Here is a 23,350-nt window from a genome sequence, read left to right on the forward strand (position 1 = left end):
CCACTCACCCGTTCGGCGTACCACCGACACGGTTCACCGGCCGATCGACACCGCCGAAGGCTCCTCGGGCCCGTGCCCGGAAGGCCGGTGTCGCTCGGTTTCCGCGGTCATGTCGACGGGGGTGAACCGTACCGGAAGCCGGACCAGCGCCCGGTGGAAGGGTCCCGGACGCCACTTCAGCCCGCTGACCGGAACTGCCAGTTCCGCGTCGCACAGCTGGCTGGTGAGCTGTTCGATCGCGGTCATGGCGATGAGCAGCGCCGGCTGTTTCGCCGGGCAGCGGTGCGGGCCCGCGGACCAGGCCAGGTGGGCGCTGGAGCCGGAACGGGGCACGGGGTTCACCAGGTCGGGGGCGGACTGGGCGTTGGCCGCGGCGTAGGAGACCAGGATCAACTGCCCCGCGCGCAGCCGTACACCGTGGAACTCCGTGTCGTGCCGGGGGTAGTGGGCCGCCAGGTTGGCCAGCGGCGGATCCTGCCAGAGGACCTCGTCGATCGCCTCGTACGCCGTCTTCGCGCCGCCGTGCAGCGTGCCGGCGTAACGGGTGTCGGTGAGCATGTGCAGCAGCGCGTTGCCGATCAGATTGGTCGTCGGGTCGTGGCCCGCGCTCATGATCAGGGTGATCTGACGCACGGTCTCGTCGTTGTCGAGACCGGCCGGATGGCCGAGGAGGTGCGAGGTGAGGTCGCGGCGCGGGCGGGCGCGCCGGTCGGCGACCAGGGCGGTGACGACCTCGACCAGGTCGGCGTAGGCGGTGGCGGCGTCCTCGGCGGAGTTGAACATTCCGGCGGCGGCCTCGACGACGCGTTCGCTGTCCTTGCGCGCGATGCCGAACCAGGTGACGAAGACGTGCACGGGAAGCCGCCGGGCGTACTGGGCGATGAGGTCGCCGCTCCCGGCGGCGGCGAATTCACCGATGAGCCGCTTCGCGACCCGGGTGACCTCGGCCCGCAGGACGTGCGGTTCGATCAGGGCGAGGCCGTCGTTGATGGCGGCGCGGTAGCGGGCGTGCACCTCGCCGTCGCTGAAGAGCGCGGTGGGCCGGTGGCCGAGCACGGGCAGGACCGGTGAGTCCTCGGGGACGGTGGCCTGCCAGGCTCGCGGGTCCTTGGTGAAGGTGTGGGTGTCGCGCAGCAGGTCGACGGCGGCCTGGTAGTCGGTGACCAGCAGGGCCTCGATGCCGGGGGCGATCCGGACCGGGGCGAGGGGGCCGTGCTCGCGCAGGCGCAGGTAGTGGCCCTGCGGGTCGGCGGCGAAGTCCGGGCCGTACAGCGCGAGGGACTGCGGCGGCTGTGCGTACGGTGTCATGACGGGTCCTCGGGCCGGGGCATCCGGGTCAGCACGTGTTCGGCCAGGGCGATCAGCGCGTCGATGCTGCCGCGGCGTTCGCGGGCGTCGCACTGCACCAGCGGGGTCTCGGGCGCGAGGTCGAGGTGCCCCCGCAGGACCTCGTCGGGGTGGGCGGGGGCGTCCGGGAAGCGGTTGACGGCGACCGCGTACGGCAACCCCTGCTCCTCGACCATGTCCATGACCGCGAAGGAGTCGGCGAGCCTGCGGGTGTCGACCAGGACGAGGGCGCCGAGCGCACCGCGCGCGATGTCCTCCCAGAGCGGGAGGAACCGCTGCTGGCCGGGGGTGCCGAACATGTAGAGCACCAGGTCGTCCGGGACGGTGAGCCGGCCGAAGTCGATCGCGACCGTGGTCGTGGTCTTGTCCGGCAGTCCCGCGGTGTCGTCGAGCCGGGTGCTGGACTGGGTCATCGCCTCTTCGGTGTGCAGCGTGGCGATCTCCGACAGCGTACGGATCAGGGTGGTCTTGCCCACGCCGAACGGCCCCGTGACGACGAGCTTCATCAGGGTCCTGGCGGCGGGCGGCAGATAGCCGACGCCGGTGCGTTCAGTGGAGGGAGCGGAGTCCAACGAGCAGCCTCTCGACGAGCGACCGGTCGATCTCCCCGGCGCTGGGGATGGGCGGTCGGGTGTGCAGATGCCCGGCGGCGGCGAGGTCCGTGGCCAGGAAGACGGTGGCGCTGACCGGCAGGTCCAGGTGGGCAGCGCATTCGACGACGGTGAGCGCGCCCGGTTCGAGCAGCTCGCACAGCCTGCGCTGTTGCGAGCCGAGGTCCGGGGGCAGGTCGGTGCCGGTGCGCACGAGCACGTCGAGCCGGTCGAGCGCGGGACCGGCGGGCGTGGTCCGGCCGCCGGTGACCAGATAGGCGGGGATCAGACGGCGCCCCGGTCCGGCGGTCATGGCCGGGCGGTGGTGTCCGGCTTGCGGGCGGGTGCGTTCATCGCCCGGGTGAGGGCGGTGACCTGCACCTGCATCTGGTAGGCGATGTCGCCGAGCTTGGCCCCCGGCTCCGCGAACAGGGCGAGCGTGGTGTTGTTCCCGGCCGGTACGACGATGGCGAAGCCCAGGTCGGACTCGACGACCGTCTGGGCCAGGCGCGGTGCCTCGGCTTCGGTGAAGGCCGTGGTGAACGCGCGGGCCGCGGCGTGCAGCGTGGCGGTCATGGCGGCGACCCGTTCGCCGGAGGCACGGTCCAGGCCGGGCGAGGCGCCCTCGACGAGTCCGTCGCCGGTGGCGACCACCGCGTGCTGGACACCGGGCAGTTCCAGCAGGGGGGTCAGCACCCATGCGAGGTCACCGGTGGTGGGGGTGGGAGCGCTCACGGCTTGTCGTCTCCTTGGTCGTTCTGGCGGTCGTGGTCGTCCTGGTGGTCGTGGTCCGGAGCGGGTGCGGATGACCGGTCCGCGAGGCTCCTGCCGTTGAGGGTGCCCTGCTGGAGCGCCGCCCAGGAGGCCCCGGCCTGCTCGGGCGTACGGGGCGCCTGTTCACGGCCCTGTTCGGCAGTGGGCACGGGCCGGGCCGGGGCCGGGCGCGGAGTGCGCCGGCGGCGGCTGGGCAGTCCGGTGGCGGGCCCGGCGGCGGGTTGCGACACGGGTACGGGCTCCTGCTCGGCCGGGACGGGAACGGCGGGGGCGGCCGCGGGAACGGCGGGGGCGGCCGCGGGCGGCTGCGCGCGCACCGGTTCGGGGGCGAGGACGGAGAGCGTGCGGTCGTCCTCCAGCACGGTCAGCAGGTGGGCGGGGACGCGCAGCATCGTGCGCATCCCGCCGAACGGCGACGCCTCGATGTGACAGTCGAAGCCGTACTGCGCCACCAGCCGGCCGACGACGGCGAAGCCGGTCTGCGGCGGGTCGCCCAGCTCGGTCAGGAGGACCTCGTCCGGCCCCGCCAGCAGGGTCCGCGCCCGGTCGAGCGCGTCGTCGTCCATGCCGATGCCCGCGTCGTCGACCACCAGGAAGGCGCCTCGGCCGCCGCTCTGCTGGAGGGTGACCTGGACGTCGGTGTCGGGGTGCGAGTAGGCGGTGGCGTTGGCGAGGAGTTCCGCCAGCGCGATGGCGAGGGGTTCGGCGGCGCGGGCGACCAGGGCGAGCCGTTCGTCGCGCAGATGGTTGGCGACCTTCACGCGTTCGTAGCCGGCGACCCGCGACTGGGCCCCGAGGACGATCTCGACGAGCGGTGAGTTCTGGCGGGCGAGGCCCGGCCAGGCGTCGCAGAGCACGGCGGTGGTCTGGGTGCGCCGCAGGGCCAGCTCGTTGCGGAAGTCCAGTTGCAGGATGCGCGGGTCGTCGTACTCGTGCTGGAGCTCGTGCAGCAGCTGCTGGGACTGGTTGAGCAGGGACTGGATCTTGGCGGAGGTGCCGCGCATCGCCGCGCGGGCGGCGGCGTCGACGCGTCCGCGCTCCTCCAGGACGGCCGCGCGGGCCGCCTGCACCGACTCGGCGAGCAGCCGGGCCGCCTCGCCGTCGATCTCGGTCGCGTCCCGCAGTCCGGGGACCTGGGCCGTGGGATGGGAGAGGGCGATCGCGACGGCGGGTATCCGCTTGCGGGCCAGCTGGCGGATCTCCTCGGTGAGGGCCGCGGTGCGGGCCTCGGCCGCCTTCGCCTGACGCTCTGCCACCTCGACCCGGCCCAGGGCCGTGTACTCGGCACGGGCCGCGTTCTGCGCCCGGGCCATCGCCGCCACGGCAGCGGCGACGGCGATCACCGCCACTATCCATCCCATGCCGTCACCGCATTCCTGTCGTCGGATCGGTCGTCCGGCCCGAGCGACGGCCGAAGCTCCGTCTGCTGCCTACTGTCGTGCCGGGTCCGCCGACCGCGGGGCCCGCTCCGTCTCCCGGGCCACCACGGCGACATCGGTCATCACTTCGAGCACACCGGGCAGTTCGGTGCCGTCCAGGTGCCGGTACTCGCTGCCGACGGTCACCACCAGCCGCTCCGGAAGGCCGAGTTCCGGGTGGCGGCCCTCGCCGATGATCCGGCGGGCCGCCTCGACGGAGGGGACACCGGCGGCGTGGAAGGCGTGGGCGCGCTCGCGCACGTACTCCAGGTACACGATGTGGTCGCGCACCCCGGCCCGGTCGAGGATCGGGCCGTGTCCGGGGACTATGGTCCCGGCACCGGTGGCCAGCACCTGTTCGCAGGCCGAGATCACGTTGCCGATCGGGCCCGCCCAGTGCACCGGGTGGTCGCCGGGCCGCTCCGGGGTGGACGAGAAGATGACGTCGCCGCTGAACACGGCGTCCTGCACCGGAAGGTGGACTATCAGGTCACCGGCGGTGTGCGCGGGCGGCAGCGAGGAGATCCGGACGGGGTAGTCGCCCAGGGTCAGTTCGAGTTCCCCGGTGAAGTACGTGGTCGGCACGACCGGTTCGGTGCCCGACCAGTCGAAGACGCCGAAGTGGCGCGCGAGGTAGTCCCCGAGCGGTGTGGTCCGGTCGCCCGCGGTGACGAGGGCGTGCTGCTGCTTGGGCGTGGGGTCGTAGTGGATGTGCTCCCGGGCCTCGCGGGTCACGATGATCTCCGCGTCCGGGAGCACCCCCGCGCCCCAGAAGTGGTCGCCGTTCGCATGGGTGACGATCACCCGGTCGACGTGGACGCCCTCGGGCAGCCGCTTCGTGGACTCGGCCAGGAACCGGCCGGCCAGCACGGGGTCGTACGGGGTGTCGATCCAGAGCGCGCCGCGGGACGAGACGAGGAGACCGCAGTTCGCCAGCCCCCAGCCCCGTTTCGGCGGGAGCCAGGCGTACAGGCCCTGCCCCAGGTCAACGACGTCCCCACCCGCGATCGACATGGACGCGATTATGCCGACCCCGATCCGGCAACGCGTTCGAACTCGGCCACTGCCCTATCCCATTGGCGTGAAATCGCCCTTCATTTTGCCCATCGGCACGGTGCCGGTCACCCTGAGAAATCGACACCCCGCATCCCTACATGCCGCATTCGGCGCAGTTCATGCCAATTCAGTCGGCGATGTCACACACCGAGACGGGCATCCCTCACGGAGCGACCAAACCAGAACAAGCCGATTACCCACCGAGCATGGCTGAAAACAGCTGTCCGAAGATCTTTGTGGCAGCGCCGGAAGGCGTCGGCCCGGAGGACCCCGTACGGTCCGCGCGCGTGGACCCGCGCACGGGCCCGCGCGCGGCCGGACCGGCGGGGACGTCACACGGTCCGACGGACCTGGCCGCCCTCGAAGTAGGCGATCAGTTCCGGGTCGAGGGCGGGCACCTCGTACGGCACGCCGCCCTCGCGCAGGGAGCGGGTCGCGAGCACACCGGCCGCGACGCTCATCCGGGCGGCGACCGGCGAGGTGTCGGTGACGCCTCCCTCGCGCACGAACCGGCAGAATTCCCGCATGATCCGGGTGTCCCCGCCGCCGTGCGAACCGCCCGCGTCCGGCACCCGGTAGGTGATGTCGGCGTCGCGACGGTATCCGCTGGGGCCGGAGTTCCAGACCCTGACCTCGTCGCCGGGGCCGTCGCCGAAGTTCTCCAGCCGGCCCTCGGTGCCGATGACCGTGTAGTTGCGCCAGTAGTCGGGGGTGAAGTGGCACTGCTGGTAGGCGGCCACGACGCCGTTGTCGAGCTGCATGTTCATCACCGAGACGTCCTCGACGTCCACGACGTGGTGCAGGTCCTTGCGGGCCGTCGGCGGCCAGTCGAACTCGCGCAGCCAGTTCTCCGGGCGCGGGGTGTCCGGCTCGCGGCGCGGCAGGCCGCCGTAGACGAGGAGGTCGCCGAGCGCGTTGACGCGGCGGGTGTAGCCGCCGGCCAGCCAGTGCAGGACGTCGATGTCGTGGGCGGCCTTCTGGAGCAGCAGGCCGGTGGTGCGGGTCCGGTCGGCGTGCCAGTCCTTGAAGTAGTAGTCGCCGCCGTAGCCGACGAAGTGGCGCACCCAGACCGTCCGGGGCTCGCCGATGTCGCCGCGGGCGATGATGTCGCGCATCAGCCGCACCACGCCCATGTGGCGCATGTTGTGTCCGACGTACAGCTTGGTCCCGGTCTCGTACGCGGCACGCAGGATGTTGTCGCAGCTCTCGACGGTGATGCCGAGCGGCTTCTCGACGAAGACCGGCTTGCCGGCCCGCAACGCGTCGACGGCGATGGTCTCGTGGGTGTCGTCGGGGGTGGCGACGACGATCGCGTCGAGGTCGTCGCGGTCGAGGAGCAGCCGGTGGTCCTCGACCGCGACGTCGGTGCCGAACCGCTCGGCCTCGCGCCGCCGCACCTCGGGGTCGAGGTCGCAGACGGCGGTGATCGCCGACCCCTGTCCGGGGTGGTGGGCGGAGGTCGCGATGGTACGGCGCAGGCCGAGCCCGATGACGCCGAGTCGCAGGTCTGACACGGTGGTCCCTTCTCTGTCTGTACTGGTGGTTCGGGGTCCGCGCCGTGGGGCGGACGGGTCCGTACAGGACGGGTTCATAGTTCACGACAGCGCACACTGATGGCAAGAGTTGTTCATTTCTCGGTCTTAGCAAACATGAATGGGCATCGATTCGCCGTTCATCGCGCACGGCACGCGCAACACGGTCCCGCCGCGCGCGAAAAAGCGAGGGGCGGGCACCCCGGCTCCGGGATGCCCGCCCCTCGCCGGGCGGCCGTCGTTCAGACCGTGACGACCGTGACCCCGGCCTCCGTGAAGCGGGCGGCCGCCTCGGGCGCGATCCCCTTGTCGGTGACCAGGAAATCGACCTGCCCCAGATCGCAGACCCGGGCGAAGGCCCGCTTGCCGATCTTCGAGGAGTCGGCGGCCACGACCACCCGTTGCGCCTGCTGGGCGAGCAGCCGGTTGATGCTGGCCTCGCCCTCGTGGTGGACGTACGCGCCGCGCTCGGTGTCGATCGCGTTGACGCCCAGCACGGCGACGTCCAGGGTGATCTCGCCCAGCACCCCGCTGGCCAGCGGGCCCGTCAGTTCGTACGACTGGGGCCTGGCCACCCCACCGGTCACCACGATCTTGATCTGCGGGCGGATCACCAGCTCGTTGGCGATGTTGAGCGCATTGGTGACGACGGTCAGCGTCGGCTGGCCGCCCGCCCCCATGGCACCCTCGCCCACGATGTCGGAGCGCATCGCCAGCGAACGGGCCACCTCGGTCAGCGTCGTGCCGCCGGTCAGCCCCACCACCTCGCCGACCGCCACCAGTTCGGAGACCGCGCGGCCGATGGCCTGCTTCTCCGGGGCGTGGCGGCCGGTCTTGTAGCGCAGGGCGAGCTCGTAGCTGACGCCGTGCGCCACCGCACCGCCGCGGGTACGGGTGAGCAGCTGCTGCTCGGCGAGCTGGTCCAGGTCGCGGCGGATGGTCGCGGCCGATACGTCCAGCGTGGCGGCGGCGTCCTCGACCTCCACCCGGCCGTTCTTGCCGACGAGTTCCAGCAGCGCGTTCCACCGGGTATCCCTGGACAAGAGAACTCTCCTCACCGGCCCGGTCTTCGGGCACCCATCCCCTTGGATACGGTCGCCGGACCCGCGCAAGCGTCGCACAGGGCCCCGCCCAGTCAAGCATCCTGCACTCTGTTTGCTTGAAGATGTTCATATAGCGCGTGTAACGTGCGTAAACGAGCATCCCACTACGAGTACGGAGTGCAGACGTGTCTTTTGTCGAGACCGAGACCGCCAGTCAGCCGGAGTGCTGGCGCCGTGCCGCCGAGCTGGCCCGGACCGACGCGGGCGCGCTGCCCGCCACCGGCGAGCGCATCGCGGTCGTCGGCTGCGGCACCTCGTTCTACATGGCCCAGGCGTACGCCGCGCTCCGCGAGGGTTCCGGGCAGGGCGAGTCCGACGCCTTCGCCGCCTCGGAGTTCCCGTTCGGCCGCGGCTACGACCGGGTCGTCGCCCTCACGCGTTCGGGGACCACGACCGAGGTCCTGGAACTGCTCGGCCGGCTCCGGGGCACCACCCGCACGGTGGCCATCACCGCCGACCCGGACACCCCGGTCATGGCGGCCGCCGACGACGTCGTCGTGCTCGACTTCGCCGACGAGCGGTCCGTCGTGCAGACCCGGTTCGCCACCACGCTGCTGACCCTGCTCCGCGCCCACCTCGGCCTGCACACCGACGACGTGGTCCGCGACGCGGAGACCGCGCTGGCCGAGCCGCTGCCCGAGGGCCTCCTGGAGTGCACCCAGTTCACCTTCCTCGGCCGCGGCTGGACGGCGGGGCTCGCCAACGAGGCGGCGCTCAAGATGAAGGAGGCGTCGCTGTCCTGGACGGAGTCGTACCCCGCCATGGAGTACCGCCACGGTCCGATCAGCATCGCCACCGCCGGCACCGCGACCTGGATGTTCGGCACCACCCCCGAGGGGCTCGCGGAGCAGGTGCGGGCGACCGGCGCCCTGTGGGTGGAGAGCGGTCTGGACCCGCTGGCCGAGCTGGTGCGCGTCCAGCGCCTGGCGATCGCCCGCGCCGCCGCCCGCGGCCTGGACCCGGACAGCCCGCGTCACCTGACCCGCTCGGTGGTGCTCACGGAGTCGTGACCCCCACGGCTCCCGTGCTCCCGGAGGGGTCGGACGAACCGGCCCCTCCGGACGCGCGTCGGGCTCAGGACTCCTCGAAGTAGGCGTCCAGTACCTCGTCGAGTTCCGCCGCCCACTTCTTCAGGTCGCTCCTGGCCGGTGCCTCGACCTCGGCGTTGAACCACCGCCGGGTCGACATGTGGACCGTGACGGTGAACCGGCGGCCGAACCGGGCGGTCTTCGTCTCGACGGCGCCGACCTCGTCCCACCGGAAGTCGGCCTCCTGGTCGTCCAGGCGGAACCGGACACCGGTGCGGTCCACGGTGATCGACCCGCGTCGGTCGCTCACCTCGAACGCCGGGCCGTCCGCCTTCTCCCCTTCCTCCGGCGCCGGTTCGGTGGCGGACCCGGAGCCGGTCTCCGCGACGGTGCCGGCGTCGCCGTCCCGGTCCGTCCGTTCCTGGTCGGTCCTTCCCGGCTCCGCCACCGGTTCCTTCTCCGCCACCGGTTCCTTCTCCGGGGCCGGTTCCTGGCTCGTGTCCGGCTTCACGGCGGCGGCGGGGGCCGTGAGGCCAGGGATGTACGCCGGGTCTGTCCCTGCGGCGTACCCGGGCTGAGTGTTCGGATCTATGCGCTGCTCCACGGCGGGCAGTATGGCCGACGAACCTGTACGGAGCCAGCGCCCCTGCCGTGCGGGGGCCGCCGCGCCCTCCTCCGGACCCGTCCCACCGGGTCAGCGGCCGTGTGCCGCCAGGAGTTCGGCGGTCCGGTCCAGCGGGAGCGCCGGGACGTGGTGCCCGGCCCGGCCGGTCATCGCGTGGGCCCCGGTGAGCACGTTGAGCACGGCCTCCTCCACCGACTCGACCACCGCCTCGTAGAAGGGGTCCATCCGGCCCCAGGGCACGAAACGCATCGTCTCGTACGGCGCGCTGCCGTCGTTCTCGGGGAACGTACTGGTCAACGCGGACGGGTTGGCCGTGGAGAAGGTCAGGAAGAGGTCGCCGGAGAAATGACTGCCGGTGGTACCGGTGCGGGCGAGGCCCAGGGTCACCCGGCGGGCCAGCGCCTTGCACTGCCCGGGCAGCAACGGGGCGTCGGTGGCCACCACGACGATCACCGAGCCCGCTCCGGGCGGCACCGGGCGTTCCCCGCCGGGCTCCGCGACGGGCGGCTCCGCCACCGGTCCGGACAGTTCGCGCCCCACCGGCACGCCGGCCACGACCAGTTCGCGCCGCGCGCCGAAGTTGGCCTGGACGAAGGCGCCGACGGTGTACCGGTCCTCGCCGTACCGCACCACCCGCGAGGCGGTGCCCGAGCCGCCCTTGTAGCCGTAGCAGCGCATGCCCGTGCCGCCGCCGACGCACCCCTCCTCGACCGGGCCGGAGGCCGCCGCCCCGATCGCCTCCGCCGCGTGGCCGGGCCGCACGGCCGCGCCGTGGATGTCGTTGAGGTGACCGTCCCAGGTCTCCGTGACCACCGGCAGCAGCCACTCCGGCGCCATGCCGCCGCAGTTGGCCCGCACCCATTCCACGACGCCCCGGTGCACGGGACCGACCGCGTACGTGTTGGTGATGACCACCGGCACGGCGAGCGAGCCGCTCTCCTCGATCCAGGCGGTGCCGGTCATCTCGCCGTTGCCGTTGAACGAGTGCCAGCCGGCCGCGCAGGGCGTGCCCACGCCGTCCCGGCCGCGCGGCAGGAGCGCGGTCACCCCCGTCCGCACGTCGTCGCCCTCGACGAGCGTGACGTACCCGACCTCGACTCCCGGCACGTCCGTGATCGCGTTCCACTGACCGGGCTCGCCCGGCAACGGTATGCCCGCCTCACGTGCGCGCATGCGGCCCCCGCCGCGGTGATCTGCGTTCATGCGGTGAGAGGTTACGGGAACGGGGCGCGCCGGACGAGAGGGTCCGAGGGCCCTTCCGGGCTCCCCCGCGGCGGCCCTCAGTCCGGCTTCGCCACGACGATCGCGGTCACCAGCAGGCCGTCCGCGGCCAGCCACCGGCCGTGGAACTCCGACGGTTCCCCGGCCGACGGCTCCGGGACCGCGCCGAAGGGCGTCCCGGGGCTCGCGCCGCTCCCCGGCGTCGCCCGGGCGGCCAGGATCTCGGCGGTGAAGCCGCCGTCCGGGTGGAGCACGATGTCGGCCTCCTCGAAGCCCAGCCACCGGCGGGTCAGCGGGAACCACGCCTTGTAGACGCTCTCCTTCGCGCTGAACAGCAGCCGGTCCCAGTGGATGTCCGGGTTGCGCCGGCGCAGTTCGTGCTCACGCTCCTGTTCCGTGGTCAGCGCGATGTTGTCGTGCACGTCGTCGGGGAGCGGCGCGTTGTGCTCGGCGTCGATGCCGATGGTGAGCACGTCCGCGCCGCGCGCCACGACGGCGGCGCGGTAGCCCACGCAGTGGGTCATGCTGCCGACCGTGCCCTGCGGCCAGACCGGGGCGCCGCGTTCTCCCTTGAGGATGGGGACGGGCGCGATGCCCAGCTCCCCGAGCGCGCGGCGCGCGCAGTGACGCGTCGTGGTGAACTCCAGCCTCCGCTTCTCCACGTAGCGGTGGACCAGTTCCTCCTCGGCGGGCATCAGCACGGCGTCGGGCAGGTCGGAGAACACCTCTGCCGCTGCCACCCCCGACGGCAGAATCTTCTCGATCACGCTCTCCCCCTTGCCTGCTGACTGCCCGCACCCCGCGCCGGTTCCGGAGCCGACCCGTCCGGGCGCCGGACGGGCCGGCGCGCGGGACGTTCCGCCGATGCTCCCCGGCCGCGCCCGGCGCGGCCGGGTGCCGTCGGACCCGGCGTGCACGACGGTATCTCGTGTTCCGCGCCGTCACGCACGAAGGGGGCCGCACGAGGAGGGCCGCGCGGGCGGTGTCAGGACCCGGCGGGTTCCGGCCAGCGGATCCGGGTGGCGCACAGGGAGACCAGGACCGCCGAGGCGGCCACCGCCCCCATGCCCCAGACGAGGCTGCCGGCTTCCGCTATGAAGCCGATCACCGCGGGCCCGGCCAGCAGTCCGGTCGTCCCCATGGCGGCGACCAGGGCCAGCGCGTCCGTGCCCTGTCCCGCCGCCGCCACGTAGATGCACGGTGTGACGGCCGCGACGCCCAGTCCGACGCAGGCGAACCCGATCAGTGTCGGCACGACGCCACCGGCCAGCAGGGCGAGCGCCAGCCCCGTACCGGCCACCGCGCTGCCGACGCGGACGATCCGTCCGTCGCCCCAGCGGCTGCGCCAGCCGTCGGCGAAGAGACGGGCCAGCAGCATCATCCCCGAGACGACCGCGATGCCCAGGGGCGCGAGTTCCGGCGCCGCTTCGACCACGTCCTCCAGGTAGAGCGCCGACCAGTCGTTCATGGCGCCCTCGGTCACGGTGCCGAAGACCATCGCGCAGCCCATCCACACCGTCACGCGGGACGGCATGGTGAGCCTGCGGCGGCTCTTCTCCGGGGCCTGCTGCTCCGGGGGCCGCGGGTCCTCCGTCAGCAGGCCCTTCCGGGTCAGTCCGACCAGCAGCAACAGGAGGACGGCGGCCACCCCGAAGTGCACCGCGACCTGCGGGGTCACCGCGTTCACCCCGGAGGCGAGCAGCGCCGCGCACAGGGAACCGGCGCTGAACACGGCGTGCAGCCTGGCCATGGCGGTGCGCCGGTGGGTGGCTTCGAGCGCCGCCCCCTGGGCGTTCATCGCGACGTTCAGGCTGCCGACGGCGACCCCGTCGCAGCAGATGACCAGGAGCGCGACCGGATAGTTGGGCGCCGCGGCGAGCGCCGGCAGGAGCAGGCTCAGGAAGCCGACCGACACGAGTGCGAGCCGGCGCGATCCCATGCGTCTCATCAGGATCGCGACGAGGGGGAACGAGGCTGCCGCGCCCGCGCCGCAGGCCATCAGCAGCAGGCCCAGTTCCGCTTCCGTCAGGCCGAGTTCCGCCTTGATCGTGGGCAGCCGGGAGGCCCAGGTCGCGTACTGGAACCCGAGGAAACAGAACAGTGCCCCGATCGCCAGTTGCGCTCGGTGGAATTCGTCACGGACACCGGACATGTGCAATCAGCCCACTTCGTCTTTCGGAGGTACCCCGTGTGCCGGCAGGCCGGCGGGGTTCGTTCTTCCGGCCCGGACTCCCGGCACCGTCCTGGACATGTACACCGCGCCCGTCCCGTAGCTCGTCGGCGGTTCGGCCTCCCGGTGGGCCCGGTATCCGTGGGCCGCCCAGAAGGCGGCGCTGCCGCGGACGGCGACCAGGGACACCTCCTCGTACCCCTTCGATCCCGCCGTCGCCGTGAAGTGGCGCAGGAGGTTCCTCGCGAGTCCCCGGCCGCGGAACCGCCGGGCCACGACGAGGTCGTGCAGGTGCATGTTGCGCGAGTGGAAGACGATGCCCTCCTTCCGGTCCAGGTCGGGGTACTCGAACTTCGGGTAGGGCAGGGCCAGCAGGTATCCCGCGACCCGGCCGGCGTGGTCCAGGACGAAGCAGGTGGCCGGTGAGGCGTGGGCCCGGGACCGCAGCGCCTCCCGGCCCTCCGACAGCCCGTCGGCGGTGTACTCCTCGGCCTCCAGTGCGGTGATGCCGTCCCAGTCGTCCTCGGCTATGTGCCGTATGCGCACGTGGTGGTCCCTCTAGTCGCCGCGCGTCCACGCGTACGGAAGCGGATCGAAGCCGTTGAATCCCCGCGTCATGTATCCGGTCGCGTAGGCGCCGCTGGAGAGGATCCACACCGGGTCCCCCGAGGCGACCTCCCGGGGCACCGGAACGCGGTTGTGCTCGTGGGCGAAGGCGTCGTCGCTGTCGCAGGTGGGGCCCGCGACAACGGCCGGTACGCGGTCGCCGTCGTCGTGCGAGGGGAACAGCAGGCGGTACTGCAACTGGTCCATCTCGTAGAGGCCGTTGAACTTCCCGCAGCTCAGGTACAGCCAGTTCTCGCGGGCACCGTCGAGTTGCTGCCGGGACGACAGCCGCGCCACGTGTGCCCTGATCGCACCGTGGTCGGCCACCAGGTGGCGGCCCGGTTCCATGAGGAAGTCCAGCGGTGCCTCCGACACCGCCGCGAGGTGTTGTGTTCCCTCGCGGATCACGGCGAAGATCTTGTCCACCGGCGGGTCCAGGGGCCGTCCCCTGTTGTCCAGGTAGCCCAGTGCGGGCAGTCCGCCGCCGAGGTTGACGTGGTCCGGACGGATGCCCCGCCGGTTCAGCACCGTGAGCAGGCCGGCGAGGGACTCGAAGGTCTCCTGCCACGCCCGTGACGTCATCTGCTGGGAGCCGACGTGGACGGACAGGCCGGCCGGGGTCAGACCGGCCGAACGCGCCGCCTCCATCACCAGCACCGCGTCGGCGGCCGAGCAGCCGAACTTCCGGCTGAGGCCCCAGAGCGCCCCGGCCCCGCTGGTGGCCAGCCTGCAGAAGACCCGGGCACCGGGGGCGTGGGCCGCTGTCGCCGCCACGTCCTCCAGGCTGTCGGTCGCGAAGGTCCTGATCCCCATGCGGTGGGCGTCGGCGATGTTCCGGTCGGACTTGATGGTGTTGCCGTAGTGGATCCGGTCGGGCGGCACCCCGGTACGCAGGGCCTGGGCCACCTCGTTGGGGCTCGCCGCGTCGAAGCCGGAGCCCCGCTCCGCCAGACAGGCCAGGACCTCGTCCACCGGGCATGCCTTCATGGCGAAGCGGACGGAGATTCCCGGCAGTTCGCGCAGCAGCGCTTCGTACTGCGCCGCTATGCCGGTGAGGTCGAAGATGATCCGGTCGTCGTCGGCCGCCGTCAGGGCGGCGTGCATGTGTGTGTTCAGGCGCATGATGGTCCGGTTCCGCCTACCGGTCCGACGGGGAGAGGCCGGCGGGCCCGCCCGACGGGGAGGGGTCGGTGGGATCATCCGGCAGCCGGAAGTCGGTGGACCCGGCCGTCGGGTGAAGGGCGGTGGCCCTGCTCGCCCGGACCAGGGATTCCCAGGTCTCGGTCAGCAGCGCGAAGTCCTCGATGTCCGCACGGGCCTCTTCGAGCAGCTGTCGGCCACCTGCCGCCAGGACCTCGGCGAACTCGGCGTATCTGCCGCCCAGCTTCCGGTAGGAGCGGTTGAGGACGTCCAGCCGGTGCACGTTCTCCGCCCGGTCCGTCAGGGCGCTCCGCCGGGCGAGTTCGGCCACCGCCGCCGGCCGGACGCGGTGCCGGCCGTCGAGCAGTGCGGGGCCGGCCTCCGCCATCTTCTCGTAGATGAAGTTGAAATAGAGCATGGAGAGGAAGAACTTCGCGAACCGCAGCTGGTACGCCATGAACCCGGCGTCGGTCCTGCGTTCCGCGGTGTAGAAGTTCACGATGTTGCGGTTGTGCAGGACCCCGGGCAGCGTGCCGTCGTGCACCAGGTGCATGAGGAAGTAGTCGCTGCCGATGGTGTCGGTCGCGGGCGGCAGCGGCACCCGTTCGTACACCTCGTCCAGGAAGCTGATGTTGCACATGTCGACCCGCATCGGATCGACATGGGTGAGGACCGAGTGGTCGCGGACGAACGGGTCGGTGCCCGCGCCCCTGAAGGACTCCTCGACCAGTTCCCGCTTCTGCTCGTCCGACCAGTGCCCGGGGGCCCACAGGCCGACGACGTCGTGGTAGACGTCGCCGTCCAGTTCGGCGATCTCGCCGATGTCCACCGACAGCTCGCCGACGAAGGAACTGCCCACCATCGCAACCGGTTTGTGCGCGTGCTCGGGTCCGAGCACGGTCTCGGACACCCCGGCAGCCGCGTCGGCCGCGGACTTGCCGAGCGAGGCGAGTTCGTGGTGGATGGGGAAGACGGTCTCGCCGTCCAGGACCTGGTACGCGCTGTCGGAGTCCCGGCGGTGCACCGACCGGCAGCCGAGTGCGGCGGCGATCAGGAACGCCCGGTTGGTGCAGGCGCCGTAGGAGATGCCGTCCGGGAGCATGAGATCGAGCATCAGGCCGGGCTCGGCGACGCCGGAGCGCCGGATCACCCGCCGCAGGAAGTCCCGCTGTTCCGCCTCGCCGAGGTGGTGCACGACCACGTGCGGGGCCCGGCGCGCCCCGGCGACGACCCGGGCGTGTTCCGCGAACTCCCGTTCCTCCGAGGAGTCCAGGATCAGCAGGTGCACCTCGACGCCGAAGTGTTCGGCCGCGTGGTCCGCCTCCTCGCCGACGGCCGAGATCGTCGCGGCGCAGGCCCTGTTGGTCGGAAGGGTCAGACAGATTCGGCGCATGCCCGCTCTCCGGTCGACCGCTCGTCGTCCTGCCCGCGCCAGGACTTCAGCCCCAGCAGCTTCTCGCCGAGGTCGTTCAGCGTGGCAGTGCCGTACCTGAGGGATTCGTGCTTCGTGACGTCGCCGACGAGCGTCCCGTTCCACTCCGGGGTGGCGAGGTCGCGCCACGAATCGATCCGGGAGCGCCGCAGTTCGCCGTGCGACTCCAGCGCGGGCATCATCGAGAGGTACTGGACGGCGCGGACCTCGTCCCGCGAGGTGTTGCGGGCCACCCCGTGCGCGAGCAGGCCGTTCCAGATCAGCAGGTCCCCGGCCCGCAGCTCCGGGCGGATCACCGGGAACTCCGCGCGGTCGGTGTCCGGCCTGATCGGGTCGCGGTCCGCGGGCTGCCCGGTCTTCCACTCCTCGAACCGTCGGAAGAGTTCCGGCGAGCACTGGAAGCCGCCCGCCTCCGCCCGGGTGTCGTTCAGCGCGATGATGCCCTGGACCCGCTGGGGCAGGACGCCGAGTGTGGTGTCGACGTCCCAGTGCAGCTCGATGTCGAAGCCCTTGTCGGTGGGCGCGATGAGTGCCCGGTCCCGGTTCCCGACGTTGGGCGGGTTGAGGTTGAGCCGGTCCAGGGTCACCCACAGCTCTTCGCAGTCCCACACGTCGACGAAGGCGTCGTAGACTCGCTGCGTCTGCCGGCTGTCCCAGATGAGCTGGTGGTGGTACGCCTCGACGAACCCGTAGACGTGCAGTTCCCGGTCCAGGTCGTCCCGGAAGGGACGGTCCTCGTACCAGGTCTCGGGCCGGGCCGGGTCGAGTCCCTGGAAGTCCCAGGTGAAGTCGAGCAGGCGGCGCGCCGCGTCGGCCGGGATCGCCTCCCGCACGATGACGTAGCCGTAGGTCTGCCAGAAGTCGAAGTCCGCCTCGGACAGCACCCGCAGTTCCCGCGACTTCCGGATGTCCCTCAGTGGTGTCTGCGCCAGGTAGGACTCGCCGTCCGAGCTGAAGTAGGGGCGGTCCGAAGGGGATCGGTGCAGATAGGAGTCGGGCGTCGTCATGCATTCACTCCAGGGCTCGGGTGCTTCGTGGCTGGGCGGACCGACCGCTCCCCCTGCGGTACGGGTCCGGGCACGCCACCTCGGCGGGTGCCGGTGACGGCCTCGGCGCCGTCGCCGACCGGCGCCGGTGCGGCGCCGGTGCGGTGCTGCGGCCGTGCGACGGTTGTGGTCCGGGTCGTTCGGGCGACGGGCCGGCCCGCCAACCGGCCTCGTGCGTCCGGTGCGGCGGACGGGTCGGGAGGTGGTGGGGCGGACGGCGCCGCGTCGCGCGTCAGGTGCGGTGGCCGACGGTTCTGCCGGTCCGGTGAGCCGTGGCGGCGCCCTCGGCTCTCCCGGCTCTGTCGGTGTCGTGGTTCGCGCTCGGCCCTGCGGGCGGATCGGTTTCCAGGAAATGAATGTTTCCCAGTGCCTTGCTCACGTCTTCGCGGTCCTCCGGTCGAGCAGTTCCCGCCTCGACTCTTGTCGAGCCCCGGGCACCCGACAAGCCTTTCGGTGTACGCCGAATCCCCCCGGCGGCATGCCGGATCAGCTCCTCGATCTTTGACGTCTTCGCTGGTGGGAGGTGTGGCATCATCCTTCGGACACCGGGTGGCGCAGCGTTTTGGCCATGCCTGTCACCGGACCGGCAAGCGTCGTGAAGAACACAACACCGGGCGCGGCGCGAAGCGCCGGCCCGGTGTCAGGTGTCGGGTTGCGATGGGCCGCCGGTCCGGTGGCCGGTGCCGGCGGGCCCGTCGACCCCATCGGTCAGCCCTGTGATGCCTGCTGGCTCATCAGGCACTGCGTCAGCGTCATGCCCGAACGGTTCAGCTCGTACAGGACGCGCGTACCGGCCCGGTGGCGTTGCACCACACCGGCCGAGACCAGTGCCGAGAGATGCTGGGAGACCGTGCTCGCGGCGAGTCCCAGATGGTCGGCGAGCGCGGAGGTGGTGATCGGTTCGGCCAGTTCGCGTACGACCGAGGCGCGCCCCCGGCCCAGCAGGATCGCCAGGCGGTCCTCGCGCCGGTCCTGCGCGGTGCCCTCCCGCACCGGGCCGGTACGGCCGGTGTGCAGGAGCCCCGCTCCCCGTGCCGCGAAGGAGACCGTGGTCCGGCCGCCGGCGACCGACCACCAGTGGGTGCCGTCCGCGAACATCATCGGCACGGCGGTCAACCGCCCCGCTTCGTCGGCGTGTTCGAGCGGCAGACCCAGTTCATGGAGGAGCGCCGCTCCCCCGCTCATCGCCAGGGTGCGCGAGCGGAAGAGGATCTCCTCCTCCAGGCAGCGCGTCAGTCCGGCCTCGCGCGGTTCGATCGCGACGCGCCAGAAGTTCGCGAAATCGGCTGCCAAGTAATGGAGTTGACTCTCCGGGTCACGGATCAGCGCGGCGATCGGAGGATCCTCGACGGGCGCCGGGTACTCCCGGGCGATCTCGTCGCGGACCGGGGCGGCCGGGGTGCGCGCCAGTTCGTCCAGCTCCTCCGCGATCCCCGTCCGCCGCGCGGCGATGCCCGCCCCCAGGAACGAGGGGACGCGCCCCCGCCGCCGGGCCAGGGCGACCACGGACCTCAGGCGCGGCGTCAGCGCCCCGTGCGCCTCGCGGGCCCAGGAACGGTGGGGCCAGGGGGCGTCGGGGCCGTACCGGGTCAACAGCGCGACTGCACCGAACGCCTGCCACAGATCGCACAGCGCCAGCCGTACGTCGGGCTGCTGTCGGTCCATCAGCCCTCCAGGTCCGCACGTCGACGCACCGGAGCGAACACTCCGGCAAAGAGCCGACGGACCGTCAACTCCCATGCTCTGAAGTCGTGTTCACTTCGAATGAGCGACGCTTCGGCGCCGGAAGCGCATGACGGATCGAACATGAACCCCGCCCACCCCTCGTGGTCCAGACCAATGATGCACGAGCTTTCGGCACCCGCACGACGACTGTCAATAACGTTGTGCCCCAGGTCACACGACCGTCACTCGGGGCGAGCGCCCGGGCGCGGAAGGTAGCCTTCTCTGGTCTAGACATGTTGCCTGAAAGTGTGTTGACTTCCCGCCGGGAAGCGCCCTCTGAAGAGCCCCCACCAGGCCAACCGTCCTCCGGGAGACACCTTTCGGCCCCTCTCCCGTCACTCCGCCGCAACCTCCGTCCGATCCGCGGGGCGCCCTCGTCGGCGCGGTCGCGGCAGGACCGGGGCCGCCCCGGTTCACCCCGTCCGGGGACCGGCGGTCGCCTCGTCCAGGGCCTCGGCGACGGCCTCCAGGACCTCGACCGGACGCAACAGGTCCTCGTGCCCGAGGGGCTGCCTGCCCGTACGGGCCATCTCCAGGAACGCTTCGAGGCCCGGTACGCAGTAGTCCGCGCCGGGGACGAGCGTCCGCTGGGCCATGGCCTCACGGGTGAGGGCCATCGCGTGGAACGGGATCTGCTCCGTGCCGCCCGGCCGGACGAGGTTCACCACGACCCGGGTGCCGCCCGCGGTGAACGACGCGGTGACGGTGGTGTCGGTGAGGTCCGTGCGGATGCCCGAGATCGCTCCGGGTGCGAGCCGGAGGGCGATGTCCACCGCGTGGATCCCGTAGAAGAAGATTCCGTCGTACTCGCTGTCGGGGTCGGCGGGCCCGGACACGACGACCAGATGCGGTGCACCGTTCGCCGCCGACCGGGCCGCGAGTTCCTCGGTGTCCGGGATCCAGCGGAGCGCCGAGGACGAGGTGAGCGGCGCGCCGTGGGCGAGCGCGGTGTCGACCATGGCCCGGGCGTCCTCGGTGGTGCGGGCGAGCGGCTTGTCGACGAACACCGCGAGGCCCTCGGCCAGGAAGGGGACCGCGAGGTCGCGGTGGCGCGTGCCGTACCGGTCCGCGACGACGACGGCGTCGACCAGTCCGAGCAGCCCGGTGGGCTCGTCGACGATGCTCGTGATCCCGCCGGTGGCCGCCAGGGCGTCGTTGCGCGGACCGGGCCCGCCGCTGAGCGCCACGACGCGCGCGTCACCGGCCGCTCCGTCGACGTTGAGGTGGCGGACGATCTGGTCGACGTGGCTGCTGTCGGTGCCGACGATCCCGATGCGCATCCGGAGACGTTCCCTTCATCGGTGGCGGCGACCCGCCCGCCCGTGGTGCGGCATCGAGTCTCGCACAGGGGCGAACGGCCCCGGCCCGCGCCGCCAGGAGTGCCGTGCGGCAGCGCCACCGGACGCGGCTCCTCGGCCACCGCCACCTACCGATGGCTGTCGCCATCCGCGCAGGTGACCGACACAGCGCCCCGGCCCCTGCGCGCAGGTGCGCGGGCGTGCGGAAACGGGCGTGGTGCACCCGGCATCGCGCCCGGTACGCGCGGGCGCGCAGGCGTGCGCGCGGCGCTCCCCGCCCCCTCCCGGCGTGGTTGTCACCACCCCGGGCCAGGCATTACTGTCACCACGCCTTGGTGAACGGGAAATCCGGTGCGATACCGGTGCGGCCCTCGCCACTGTGATCGGGAAGTCCGGCTCCAGCCCCCTGCGGGCAGCCACTGGGTCCTCGGACCCGGGAAGGCGGAGCACGGGCGGTGGTACCCGTCAGCCAGGAGACCGGCCAAGGCGCGTCAACCATCCACGAGGTGCTGGAGAGGGTCTACTGAGCCATGCACATAGCCGAGGGCTTTCTGCCTCCGGCGCACGCGATCGCCTGGGGCGTCGCGTCCGCGCCGTTCGTCGTACACGGAGTACGGTCACTCACCCGTGAGGTCAAGGAACACCCGGAGAGCACCCTGCTCCTCGGCGCGTCCGGTGCCTTCACCTTCGTCCTGTCGGCCCTGAAACTCCCTTCGGTGACCGGGAGCTGCTCGCATCCCACCGGTACCGGGCTGGGCGCCATCCTCTTCCGGCCGCCGATCATGGCGGTGCTCGGCACCATCACCCTGCTCTTCCAGGCGCTGCTGCTGGCCCACGGCGGCCTGACCACGCTCGGCGCCAACGTCTTCTCGATGGCGATCGTCGGCCCCTGGGCCGGATACGCGCTGTACCGGCTGCTGCGGCGGTTCGAGGTGCCGCTGATGGTGGCGGTGTTCTTCGCCGCGTTCGTCGCCGACCTCTCCACCTACTGCGTCACCAGTGTGCAGCTGGCGCTGGCCTTCCCCGACCCCAGCAGCGGATTCCTGGGCGCGCTCGGCAAGTTCGGCTCCATCTTCGCCGTCACCCAGATCCCGCTCGCGGTGAGCGAGGGCCTGCTGACGGTGGTCGTGATGCGGCTGCTGGTGCAGTCCAGCAAGGGGGAACTGACCCGGCTGGGTGTGTTCCTGACCCGCCGGGCGACCCCGGACGGCGCGCCCGGGGGAGTGGCCCGATGAGCCGTAACGCGAAGATCAACGCCCTGTTGCTGCTCGTCGTGGCCGCGCTCGCGGTCCTGCCGCTGGCGCTCGGCCTCGGCGACCACAAGGAGGAGCCGTTCGCGGGCGCCGACGCCGAGGCGGAAACGGCGATCACCGAGATCGAACCGGACTACGAGCCCTGGTTCTCGCCCCTGTACGAACCGCCCTCCGGCGAGATCGAGTCGGCGCTCTTCGCCCTCCAGGCCGCGCTCGGCGCGGGCGTCCTCGCCTACTACTTCGGGCTGCGCCGGGGCCGCCGCCAGGGCGCGGAACTCGCGCAGGCGCAGGAGCGGGCACGGCGGGACACCGATGGCACGTCCCTCGGCGCCGACGGCTCCCCCGCCGGGGAAGCCTGAGCCCGCCGCATGCTGCCGATCGACGAGGCGGCGCACAGCAACCGCTGGCGCCGCCGTCACCCCGTGGACAAGGCCGTGCTCGGACTCGGGCTCACCGTGCTCGCGATCTCGCTGCCGCCCTGGCCCGGCGCGGCGCTCGTCCTGGTGACGGCGCTCGTGCTGCTGACCGGCCCGGCGGGCGTGCCGGGCCGGCGGCTGTGGCGGGCGTACCGGGTGCCGTTGGGGTTCTGCGTGACCGGGGCGGCCACCCTGCTGGTGCAGGTCGGCGGCCCCGACGGGTTCGTGGCCCTCGCCGACGACGGGCCGGTCCGGGCGGGAGAACTCCTGCTGCGCACCTCGGCCGCCTCCCTCGGGGTGCTGCTGTTCGCCTTCACCACACCGATGTCCGACCTGCTGCCGCGCCTGGTGCGGGCCGGGGTGCCCGCTCCGGTCGTGGACGTCGCCCTGGTGACGTACCGCATGAGTTTCCTGCTGCTCGACTCCATGCGCCTGATCCGTCAGGCGCAGGCGGCCCGGCTCGGGCACACCACGCGGGCCGCCGCCTGGCGTTCCCTCGGCGGGCTCGGCGCCACCGCGTTCGTCCGGGCCTTCGACCGGGCGGCGCGGCTCCAGGCCGGGCTCGCCGGCCGGGGCTACGACGGCACCCTGCGCGTCCTGGTGCCCGAGGCCCGGGTCTCCGTCCCCTTCACCGCGGCGAGCCTCGCGCTGCTCGCGGCACTGACCGTCATCACCCTCGTACTGGAAAGGCCGCTGTCATGAGCGAGCCCGCCGCCCTGGTCGCCCTGCGGGGCGCGTCCTTCTCGTACGAGGACGGGCCGACCGTGCTCGACGGCCTCGACTTCGAGGTGCGCGAGGGGCGCGCGCTCGCGCTGCTGGGCCGCAACGGCAGCGGCAAGACCACACTGATGCGGCTGCTCAGCGGCGGGCTGCGGCCGCGTACCGGGCAACTGACCGTCGAGGGGAACCCTGTCGCGTACGACCGCAAGGGGCTGACCCGGCTGCGCACGACCGTGCAACTGGTGGTGCAGGACCCCGACGACCAGCTCTTCGCCGCGTCCGTCCTCCAGGACGTGTCCTTCGGCCCGCTCAACCTGGGCCTGCCCGACGCCGAGGTGCGGGCGCGCGTCGACGAGGCGCTCACCGCCCTGGACATCGGCGCGCTGGCCGACCGCCCCACCCATCTGCTGTCCTACGGGCAGCGCAAGCGGACCGCGATCGCCGGCGCCGTCGCCATGCGGCCCCGGGTGCTGATCCTCGACGAGCCGACCGCCGGCCTCGACCCGGACGGTCAGGAGCGGCTGCTCGACACCCTCGACCGGCTCCGTGCGAACGGCACCACCGTCGTCATGGCCACCCATGACGTCGATCTCGCCCTGCGCTGGGCCGACGACGCCGCACTCCTCACCCCGTCCGGCGCGCACCTCGGCCCGGCACCCGCCGCCCTCGCCCGCACGGACCTGCTCCGACAGGCGGGGCTGCGCCTGCCGTGGGGCATCGTGACAGCCGAACTCCTGCGCACTCACGGCCTGTTGACCGAAAACACCACTGGTCCGCGCACCCCGGAGGAACTGGCCGCGCTGATGCCGGAGGTCCCGGCCGACCGCTGAGCCGCCGGGGCACGTCCCCG

23 protein-coding genes and 1 riboswitch are annotated in these 23,350 nt (G+C 72.2%); of the genes, 5 read left to right on the forward strand and 18 right to left on the reverse strand.

Annotated elements, in window-relative coordinates:
- Nucleotides 1-33 precede the first annotated feature (33 nt).
- From ACFYW1_RS02345 to ACFYW1_RS02380, 8 genes are all read right to left on the reverse strand, one after another.
- Nucleotides 34-1,308, reverse strand: a complete 1,275-nt coding sequence (locus ACFYW1_RS02345; protein WP_388985822.1) for a cytochrome P450 — start codon at nucleotides 1,306-1,308, stop codon at nucleotides 34-36.
- On the reverse strand, nucleotides 1,305-1,919 hold the full coding sequence (locus ACFYW1_RS02350; protein ID WP_388985823.1) for an ATP/GTP-binding protein: 615 nt from the start codon (nucleotides 1,917-1,919) through the stop codon (nucleotides 1,305-1,307). Before ACFYW1_RS02350 ends, ACFYW1_RS02345 begins: the two co-directional genes overlap by 4 nt.
- Entirely contained in the window at nucleotides 1,897-2,250 is a 354-nt protein-coding gene (locus tag ACFYW1_RS02355; RefSeq protein WP_388985824.1) for a DUF742 domain-containing protein, read from the reverse strand. The genes ACFYW1_RS02350 and ACFYW1_RS02355 overlap by 23 nt, the downstream gene beginning before the upstream one ends.
- Nucleotides 2,247-2,672 carry a roadblock/LC7 domain-containing protein gene (locus ACFYW1_RS02360; RefSeq protein ID WP_388985826.1) on the reverse strand — a complete coding sequence of 142 codons (426 nt, stop codon included), beginning with the start codon at nucleotides 2,670-2,672 and terminating at the stop codon, nucleotides 2,247-2,249. Before ACFYW1_RS02360 ends, ACFYW1_RS02355 begins: the two co-directional genes overlap by 4 nt.
- Entirely contained in the window at nucleotides 2,669-4,072 is a 1,404-nt protein-coding gene (locus ACFYW1_RS02365) for an ATP-binding protein (RefSeq protein ID WP_388985828.1), read from the reverse strand. The genes ACFYW1_RS02360 and ACFYW1_RS02365 overlap by 4 nt, the downstream gene beginning before the upstream one ends.
- A gap of 69 nt (nucleotides 4,073-4,141) precedes the next feature.
- Nucleotides 4,142-5,143 (reverse strand): MBL fold metallo-hydrolase, encoded by a 1,002-nt coding sequence (locus ACFYW1_RS02370; RefSeq protein ID WP_388985830.1) that lies wholly within the window; start codon nucleotides 5,141-5,143, stop codon nucleotides 4,142-4,144.
- Nucleotides 5,144-5,517: 374 nt separating this feature from the next.
- On the reverse strand, nucleotides 5,518-6,699 hold the full coding sequence (locus ACFYW1_RS02375) for a Gfo/Idh/MocA family protein (RefSeq protein WP_388985832.1): 1,182 nt from the start codon (nucleotides 6,697-6,699) through the stop codon (nucleotides 5,518-5,520).
- 260 nt (nucleotides 6,700-6,959) lie between these two features.
- A complete protein-coding gene (locus ACFYW1_RS02380) occupies nucleotides 6,960-7,760 on the reverse strand; it encodes a DeoR/GlpR family DNA-binding transcription regulator (RefSeq protein ID WP_388985834.1) in 801 nt (266 codons plus the stop codon).
- A gap of 185 nt (nucleotides 7,761-7,945) precedes the next feature.
- Between ACFYW1_RS02380 and ACFYW1_RS02385 the strand changes: the two genes are divergently transcribed.
- The gene (locus ACFYW1_RS02385) at nucleotides 7,946-8,830 is read left to right on the forward strand and encodes an SIS domain-containing protein (protein ID WP_388985836.1); all 885 of its coding nucleotides are present in this window, start codon (nucleotides 7,946-7,948) and stop codon (nucleotides 8,828-8,830) included.
- Nucleotides 8,831-8,894: 64 nt separating this feature from the next.
- Here the strand turns inward: ACFYW1_RS02385 and ACFYW1_RS02390 are convergent, their stop codons facing one another.
- From ACFYW1_RS02390 to ACFYW1_RS02435, 10 genes are all read right to left on the reverse strand, one after another.
- Nucleotides 8,895-9,452, reverse strand: a complete 558-nt coding sequence (locus ACFYW1_RS02390; RefSeq protein ID WP_388985838.1) for a hypothetical protein — start codon at nucleotides 9,450-9,452, stop codon at nucleotides 8,895-8,897.
- A 90-nt stretch (nucleotides 9,453-9,542) separates the two neighbouring features.
- On the reverse strand, nucleotides 9,543-10,676 hold the full coding sequence (locus tag ACFYW1_RS02395) for a P1 family peptidase (protein WP_388985840.1): 1,134 nt from the start codon (nucleotides 10,674-10,676) through the stop codon (nucleotides 9,543-9,545).
- Nucleotides 10,677-10,753: 77 nt separating this feature from the next.
- On the reverse strand, nucleotides 10,754-11,461 hold the full coding sequence (locus tag ACFYW1_RS02400; RefSeq protein ID WP_388985842.1) for a 4'-phosphopantetheinyl transferase: 708 nt from the start codon (nucleotides 11,459-11,461) through the stop codon (nucleotides 10,754-10,756).
- 218 nt (nucleotides 11,462-11,679) lie between these two features.
- A complete protein-coding gene (locus ACFYW1_RS02405) occupies nucleotides 11,680-12,846 on the reverse strand; it encodes an MFS transporter (protein ID WP_388985844.1) in 1,167 nt (388 codons plus the stop codon).
- Between the two features lie 6 nt (nucleotides 12,847-12,852).
- The gene (locus tag ACFYW1_RS02410; RefSeq protein WP_388985846.1) at nucleotides 12,853-13,410 is read right to left on the reverse strand and encodes a GNAT family N-acetyltransferase; all 558 of its coding nucleotides are present in this window, start codon (nucleotides 13,408-13,410) and stop codon (nucleotides 12,853-12,855) included.
- 12 nt (nucleotides 13,411-13,422) lie between these two features.
- Nucleotides 13,423-14,592, reverse strand: a complete 1,170-nt coding sequence (locus tag ACFYW1_RS02415; RefSeq protein ID WP_388985848.1) for a type III PLP-dependent enzyme — start codon at nucleotides 14,590-14,592, stop codon at nucleotides 13,423-13,425.
- 16 nt (nucleotides 14,593-14,608) lie between these two features.
- Nucleotides 14,609-16,003, reverse strand: a complete 1,395-nt coding sequence (locus tag ACFYW1_RS02420) for a DUF6271 family protein (protein ID WP_388985850.1) — start codon at nucleotides 16,001-16,003, stop codon at nucleotides 14,609-14,611.
- Nucleotides 15,985-17,049: a phytanoyl-CoA dioxygenase family protein gene (locus tag ACFYW1_RS02425; RefSeq protein WP_388985852.1), complete on the reverse strand. Its 1,065-nt coding sequence runs from the start codon at nucleotides 17,047-17,049 to the stop codon at nucleotides 15,985-15,987. The genes ACFYW1_RS02420 and ACFYW1_RS02425 overlap by 19 nt, the downstream gene beginning before the upstream one ends.
- Nucleotides 17,050-17,796: 747 nt before the next feature.
- Complete coding sequence (locus ACFYW1_RS02430; protein WP_388985854.1) at nucleotides 17,797-18,753, reverse strand: ArsR/SmtB family transcription factor; 957 nt, start codon at nucleotides 18,751-18,753, stop codon at nucleotides 17,797-17,799.
- 473 nt (nucleotides 18,754-19,226) lie between these two features.
- On the reverse strand, nucleotides 19,227-20,093 hold the full coding sequence (locus ACFYW1_RS02435; protein WP_388985856.1) for a Gfo/Idh/MocA family protein: 867 nt from the start codon (nucleotides 20,091-20,093) through the stop codon (nucleotides 19,227-19,229).
- A 334-nt stretch (nucleotides 20,094-20,427) separates the two neighbouring features.
- A riboswitch (cobalamin riboswitch) is annotated at nucleotides 20,428-20,612 on the forward strand.
- Between the two features lie 29 nt (nucleotides 20,613-20,641).
- Here ACFYW1_RS02435 and ACFYW1_RS02440 point away from each other — a divergent pair.
- Genes ACFYW1_RS02440 through ACFYW1_RS02455 form a run of 4 tightly spaced genes read left to right on the forward strand, consistent with a single transcriptional unit; the run spans nucleotide 20,642 to nucleotide 23,330 of the window.
- Nucleotides 20,642-21,346, forward strand: a complete 705-nt coding sequence (locus ACFYW1_RS02440) for an energy-coupling factor ABC transporter permease (protein ID WP_388985858.1) — start codon at nucleotides 20,642-20,644, stop codon at nucleotides 21,344-21,346.
- Entirely contained in the window at nucleotides 21,343-21,723 is a 381-nt protein-coding gene (locus tag ACFYW1_RS02445) for an energy-coupling factor ABC transporter substrate-binding protein (protein WP_388985860.1), read from the forward strand. Before ACFYW1_RS02440 ends, ACFYW1_RS02445 begins: the two co-directional genes overlap by 4 nt.
- A gap of 9 nt (nucleotides 21,724-21,732) precedes the next feature.
- Nucleotides 21,733-22,482 (forward strand): cobalt ECF transporter T component CbiQ, encoded by a 750-nt coding sequence (gene cbiQ / locus ACFYW1_RS02450; RefSeq protein WP_388985862.1) that lies wholly within the window; start codon nucleotides 21,733-21,735, stop codon nucleotides 22,480-22,482.
- Nucleotides 22,479-23,330 (forward strand): energy-coupling factor ABC transporter ATP-binding protein, encoded by an 852-nt coding sequence (locus ACFYW1_RS02455; protein WP_388985864.1) that lies wholly within the window; start codon nucleotides 22,479-22,481, stop codon nucleotides 23,328-23,330. The genes cbiQ and ACFYW1_RS02455 overlap by 4 nt, the downstream gene beginning before the upstream one ends.
- The last annotated feature ends 20 nt before the right edge of the window (nucleotides 23,331-23,350 follow it).

It is taken from the genome of Streptomyces sp. NPDC002669, assembly GCF_042889165.1.
In the GTDB taxonomy this organism is placed as follows: domain Bacteria; phylum Actinomycetota; class Actinomycetes; order Streptomycetales; family Streptomycetaceae; genus Streptomyces.